This window comes from Humidesulfovibrio sp., from assembly GCF_030689645.1.
In the GTDB taxonomy this organism is placed as follows: domain Bacteria; phylum Desulfobacterota; class Desulfovibrionia; order Desulfovibrionales; family Desulfovibrionaceae; genus Humidesulfovibrio.
The window spans coordinates 1-6,352 of the sequence record NZ_JAUYFU010000066.1; the positions used below are offsets into that span (position 1 = coordinate 1).

A 6,352-nucleotide genomic window follows, 5' to 3' on the forward strand; every position below is an offset into this window, starting at 1 on the left:
GCTCTTCGCGGTGCAGCACGTTGTTATGTTATATAGTGGGAAGGATGTAGAAGGAATTTAAGCGGGGGTGAGGCTGGAGGGGAGGAAAACGGCCAAATTCACCTGGGGATCAGGGCTAGAAAATTTTCAATAGAACCTGAGTCAAATCCAAAAGTCTAAACATAGTCTCGAATACAGCTCCGGACCACGCAGCCAACCTCCTCACGCTTGGTTTCCCTTCTTCCCAGTCCTCATTAGAGCTTCCACCCATCCGCTATGCATGCCCCCAGAGCCCGTCCTTGTCTGGGAACAAGGTCTTGAAAGACGTCCTGAACACGGCAAAATGCCAAGGCCTCAGGGAGAATGAGAGCATGGGCAATGTTTTCAACGGAGGGGAGATGGGGGAGGTGTGAACGGCGCGAAGGCATGGCCAAGCACTGAGCTCCCAACTAGGCCATCGAGCTCAATGTCCTGGCCATCCATATCGCTGAGGAGATGAACCTCACCGAGATACGCAGGGCATCCGGACTCGTAAAATCCAGAAATCCGTACAACTGGATCACCAAGGACGATGCGTGGTTCATCGAGGACTTGATGGCAAAAGACACTCAGGGTGTCCTTTCAATTCGCACCAAGCGCGGCCAGGGCGGGCGGCACCTTTGCCCACAGGCAGATCGGCAAGGAACACCCGCGCTACCTCTTCCCAGAGCTCGCGCCGGCTGCAACATGATCGTGAGGGTCTTTTTGAGGCCCAATCCGAGGTCGCAAAGTCGCTGCCCAACCGCCCGATGCCCTTGGTGGCCCAGGGGGCGATGACCGCGTCTGGAAGCGAACTAAGCAGGGGCGTGATTTTGGGCCTTGCTCAGACGGCGCCCTCAATATTTCTCGCAGCGTACTAAAAAACAGGCCTCCGCGCTCTTCCTGCAGTCCTACCTATAAGGTAAGCGCTTCTCATGGCTGTGAAACAGAAATGAGAAAAGGAGAACCCCTGGGCAATTCTTCGCATGCACAGAAACACTGCGCAGCCACCGAGCCGCAGAAGTGAACCGGAATCTCTTGGGCCAGTCTGAGGATCTGCGCGAGCGTATCCTGGATGAGCTCATCAACTAGATGCAGGACCACGCCGTGGAGGAGATCCTGCTGAGTGCATGTTCGGCTAAGGTTCTGCACGATTGAACCCGCTGGCCTGTCGCCTCCACCCTCCTGCGCGCAAGAGCAAACAGTCGTTTGCGCTCGATTTCTGTGCTGGAGACATTTTTTTCTCGATGTCGCTCTGCAACCGCTTAACTTTTGCCGCCTGAAAACCATTATGTTCCGGCACCCAAAAAAACGCGGGGACAAGTCCATCTTCGCTGAAAACCCGGTGCTGGAGCAACCATGCCAGATGATTTCCCCAAAGCGCCCCTGATTCAGCCAGCCCAAACGCCGCAGCTGCCTACAGCCGACCTCGCTCAACCGCAAGAATCCACTCAGGAATTCATGGATGCCAACGCGTGGGCTCCGCCCCTATCCCCGTGGCCCACCCTGTCGCAAGACGCCTTGCCGGGCTTCATCGGGGACTTCGTTGCCCTGGCGACGAGGAGCAGCGAGGCCTCCACCGCCGCCGTGCTGGCCACTGCCCTTGTGCGCTTCGGCGCGGAGTTGATCTCGCCGTACATTGAGGTTGGGGATACCGTTCACAAGGCGCGCTTGTTTGCTGCAGTAGTCGGCGCGTCTTCGTAGTCACGCAAAGGGACCTCGGCCGCTCCCGTGAAGAAGCTGTTCACCTTTGATGAATCGAGCGGATACACCCCGGCAACCTGTCACCCTGGGCCGCTGTCGTCCGGGGAGGGGCTGGTTTACGCTGTGCGTGACAAGGTGTTGAAATGGGTGGTTGACAAGCAGACGGGCGAGAGCAGCATGGTCATCATCGACCCGGGAATTTTGGACAAACGCCTGTGTGTTCAGGACGAGGAATTGGCGGCGGCGCTGCACTCAGCAAAGCGCGGGGGCAACACGCTCTCCATGGCGCTGCGCTGTTTCTGGGACCACGGGAACCTTGCCCACCTCACAAAGACGAACAAAATCGGCACTACCGGCGCGCACATCACCCTGCTGACGCACATCACCACCCAGGAACTTGCCGCTCTTCTGGGTTCCGTGCAGGTGCTCAACGGCTTCGCTAACCGCTTCCTTTGAGTCTGTGCGCAGCGTCGTGGTCTCGTCGCCTTCCCTGAGCCGATGCCTGAAGCCGAGTTGACGGCCCTGCGAGTAGAACTGCTGGCCCTCCTGAATGTGGGCAAAAGCGTCGGCCGGATCATCATGGACCCTGCGGCTCGTGACCTCTGGGGCGAAGTATATGCAGAACTTACCCAAGACCACCACGGCCTAGCCGGATGCGTTGTCAACCGGGGTGAAGCCCAGGTCATCAGGCTGGCTATGCTCTACGCGCTTCTCGACAAGCAACAGGTCATCGGCGAGCGCCGCCTGATCTCGGCACTCGCATTCTGGAAGTACTGCCATGAATCCGCCATGGTGATCTTCGGCCAGCGCGAAGCCAATCCTGTGGCCGCAAAGGTGCTGAAGGCCCTTCAGGGCGGAGCTCAGTTGCTGACAGATCTACACCGGGCGATGGGCAACAACGTGCTCACGCACCGCCTCAAGGCAACCTTGGAGGAGCTAAACCAGTCTGGCCGTGTGCAGTGCTCCAAGGAGCATACGCCAGGGCGCACAAAGACGGTTTTCAAACTCAACGAAAGAAACGAATTTAACGAATTAAGCCCCCCTGCTGTGGCGGTCCTGCCTAGCGGCAATCCGCTTGCGCTTGCCGTATAGCACGACCATGTTACGGCAAGCATCTAGAATGTCAGAATGTTTGTAGGCGCACTTAACTTTTCTGGCCGGTTTCCCATTATTTCGGAACCAAGCCCAACGAGGCACCCAGCGCGGGCACCACCAGGCTTGTACCAAGGTTCTGCAGGATGTCGACGTTCAAAGACCCTAAGGCGCACCACGAGTGGTATCTGACCACAGGGGAAGCCGCCGAGTACATCCGCTACTCCGTACGCCAGTTCCGGCGCTTAGTTGACAAGCACAACATTCCGGCCTTTGGCCCGGAGTTGAACAGATTCAGGCTCGCGGACCTGGATACTTTTATGGAGAATCCCAACGCTTTTAAGGTCGAACGCGCCATCCACCGCCGCGCAGGTGGCTTTACAGCGGTGCATGTATAATCTAAGGAAACAAGTATGGCTAAGGTCCTATTTCAAGAGCGTGGCGGGTATTTTATTGCCTACCGAATCCCCGGCAGCCGTAAGCTGATTCGGGAGTATTTTGGCACGACCGAGGACGGGAAAAACCGGGCAAAGGTGCGCCTAGCAGAGATTGCGCTCATGAAGGCCAAGGGTGAGACACTGCGCGATACTTCTAGCCTGCACCTCGACCAGCTTTCCCAGCATTACCTCAACGACGCCAAGGTCCGGGGAGCGGGAGCTAGGTGGCGGAAGGAGTTCGCTCGCCTGCTGAATATGACTATCCTGCCAGCCCTTTGTTCCAGACCGGTTGACCAACTCACCTACCCGGACATGCTCGCTCTGACACATTCAGGTGGCCCATGGGCCGACAAGTCAACGCCTACAGTCAACAGATACCTGGGCTACCTGCGTTCCGTGTTCCGCTTCGGCATAGCACAGGGGCTTACCACGAAGAACCCGCTGTCAGCTTGGCGCAAGACTCCAGAACGCAAGAAGGACGTGCATCTGACGGTAGAGGACTTACGCCGGATCATTGCTGTTGCAGAGCCGCATCTAGCCTGGGCGCTAGAGGTTGAATGGGCGTTAGGAACAAGGCCCGGCGTATCGGAGCTTTTCAGTATCCGTTGGGCTGACATTGATTTTGAGGCTCTGACCGTCCATGTGCGCGGTACAAAAACCGAAGGCAGCAACAGGACCATCCCCATTACGCCAGACTTTCGTGCTAGGTTACTTGTCGTTCGCCAGGAGGCGCAGAGCGCCTATATCATAGAATACCTTGGCAAGCCCATTAAGCAGCTTCGCCGAAGTCTCACCACGGCTTGCCGTCGTGCTGGTATCACTTACGGTGTGCGCATGTACGATGTACGGCATCTGTTCGCCTCTGCGATGTTGACGGGCGGGGCTGACCTGGCCGCCGTGTCCGCTCTCCTGGGCCATTCCGATATCTCCACAACCCAGAAGCACTACTACCACCTCATGCAGGGCGAAAAAGAGCGTGCTATAGCGACGCTCCCGCCCATCGCCGCACCCAAGGCGGGGAAACTCGTCAAAATCAAGTAGAATCGGCGGAACCATTCGCGGAACCATTGGTGTCTTTGGGTGGAACCAAATGCCGTAAAATGGTTCCGCTTTTCTGAAAATATCCTGCTATTACAAGAAGTACGCATGGGTCATCCTTCTTTGGGAGCAGGATGTCGCATGTTCAAATCATGTCGCCCCGACCATTGACAGCGTAGGGCCGGAGGGAATTCCCTCCGGCCCTTTTTGCTTTCACGGGCCATTCACGTCCCCGTTCTGGTCCATCCAAGCCCCGGCCCGCGCGGTCAGTCCCTGTTCTGGCCTCTTGAATATTCTCTTGCGAATTTGTGCCGCTGAGGTATTACGTAATCGTTGAGGAGCGTATCGTCTCTGCGCGGCTCGTTGGGAGTTTCCCCACCTGTTGTTCGCTGTGACTCGCTGGTGGCTTGCCCGTTCACTTGTTCTCCTGAATCCGGCAACTAGCCAGCGATCTTAGAGAGGGAATGTTATGGACAAGTCCTGGTCGTTGGACTCCGCAACCACGGATGCAAAGCAAATAGTACCGCAACACGATCTTGACCTGCGCAGCTTCCTTGAGGATCAGGGCGGCATCATTGTGATTTTGAGCGAGGATTTGCTGTTCATCAAGACGGTGCGCACGAGCATGCTCCGCGCTCTCCAGGTGAAGCGAAATTGCGTGGAGGCGCACCGGGAGCCAGGGATGGCCATGGCGGCCATCAAGGATCAGGTGCGGTCGAGAACCCCGGTGGTGGCCCTTGCGGACCGCCTCATAGCCGGAAGGCAGAACGTGGATTTTCTGCGGACCGTCAAGCAAATGTACCCGTCTTTGAAGCTCATCGTCATGACCTATGAGACGACCAAGGACACCCTGGCCCTGCTGCTTGAGATTGGCGTGGACCACGTCATCACCAAGCCTGTGTCTGTGGACACGCTCATTGAGAAGATTGCCGGCGTGGTCAAGCCGAAGTCGAAGATCGCGCAGATGGTGCAAGAGGCGCGCGTGTATTTGGAGCAGAGGGATTATGACAAGGTGTTCAAGATCTGCGACACCATCCTTGACTCCAAGGGCAAGAGTTCCGTGGCGCTTCTGCTGCGGGGCGAGGCGCTCATGAAGCATGGAGACAGGATGGCCGCCATCGTGGAATTCGAGAAGGCGCACAAGATTGCGCCCCTGTATCTTGAGCCGCTCAAGAAGCTGACGGACATGTACCGGGAGCACGACCTGGAACAGTTCCTCAACTACATGCTGGAGCTTGACAGCATCAGCCCGCTGAACGTGGAGCGCAAGTGCGAAATCGGAAAGTGCTACGTTCGCAAGCACGAGCACGATAACGCCAAGGAGTTTTTCGACAAGGCCATCGACTGCGCTCAGGAAGAGGCCAAGCGCTACATGTGCACCGTCCTGTCCGACATCGGGCACGCAATTCTGGACACCTCCCCGGAACTTGCCAGCCAGTACCTTGCACAATACTTCGAGATGAAGGGAACAGACCTGTCCCGCGAGGATATGATCGCCTTCAACAACTACGGCATTGCGCTACGCAAGCAGGGGAAGTGGCGCGAAGCGCTGGACAACTACAACCTGGCGCTGAAGATCGCCCCGGACGACCTGCGCATCATCTACAACTGCGGCCTGGCCCACTCGGAGGGCGAACAGTACGCCAAGGCCATCGAGCTGTTCGAAAGGGTTCTGGAGCACGACCCGGGATTCCATCGCAAGTCCGCTGTCATAGCCAACAACATCGGGTACGCGTACTACAAGAACAACGCCTTTGAGGACGCCAGGAAGTTCCTGCAGGAGGCGCTGGAGATCGACCCGGAGCATGCTTCCTCAAAGCAGCTGCTGGCAGCCATCCCGCAGCCGCGGGGCAGATAGGCAACCGCGCGCGTTTTTCTGGCGGGGAAGCTGCCTTTGGCGGGCGCGTCTGGGACTGCCGCTTGCGCAAGGTCATCGCATCGTCCATCATGCCGTTGTGCGTTCTCTTGAGCTGTTGCGGAGAGGGCAGGGCCGGGAACGGCCCTTTTTTGCGTGTCCTGTGGCGAAACTTTTCTTGACCTTGATTCCCTGGCGGTATAGGGGCTTCCGTCTGGCTTCACTTGTT

6 protein-coding genes are annotated in these 6,352 nt (G+C 57.4%); all 6 read left to right on the forward strand.

From position 1 onward, the window contains the following. The first annotated feature begins 1,356 nt into the window (after positions 1 to 1,356). Positions 1,357 to 1,701, forward strand: a complete 345-nt coding sequence (locus tag Q8O35_RS09795) for a hypothetical protein (protein ID WP_305572735.1) — start codon at positions 1,357 to 1,359, stop codon at positions 1,699 to 1,701. Between the two features lie 27 nt (positions 1,702 to 1,728). Continuing rightward, positions 1,729 to 2,157, forward strand: coding sequence for a hypothetical protein (locus Q8O35_RS09800; protein ID WP_305572737.1), 429 nt, complete (start codon positions 1,729 to 1,731; stop codon positions 2,155 to 2,157). Between the two features lie 42 nt (positions 2,158 to 2,199). Beyond that, positions 2,200 to 2,793, forward strand: a complete 594-nt coding sequence (locus Q8O35_RS09805; protein ID WP_305572739.1) for a hypothetical protein — start codon at positions 2,200 to 2,202, stop codon at positions 2,791 to 2,793. Positions 2,794 to 2,939: 146 nt separating this feature from the next. Continuing rightward, on the forward strand, positions 2,940 to 3,191 hold the full coding sequence (locus Q8O35_RS09810; RefSeq protein WP_305572741.1) for a helix-turn-helix domain-containing protein: 252 nt from the start codon (positions 2,940 to 2,942) through the stop codon (positions 3,189 to 3,191). A 15-nt stretch (positions 3,192 to 3,206) separates the two neighbouring features. Then, entirely contained in the window at positions 3,207 to 4,271 is a 1,065-nt protein-coding gene (locus tag Q8O35_RS09815) for a site-specific integrase (RefSeq protein ID WP_305572743.1), read from the forward strand. Between the two features lie 466 nt (positions 4,272 to 4,737). Continuing rightward, positions 4,738 to 6,126, forward strand: a complete 1,389-nt coding sequence (locus Q8O35_RS09820; protein ID WP_305572745.1) for a tetratricopeptide repeat protein — start codon at positions 4,738 to 4,740, stop codon at positions 6,124 to 6,126. Positions 6,127 to 6,352: the final 226 nt, after the last annotated feature.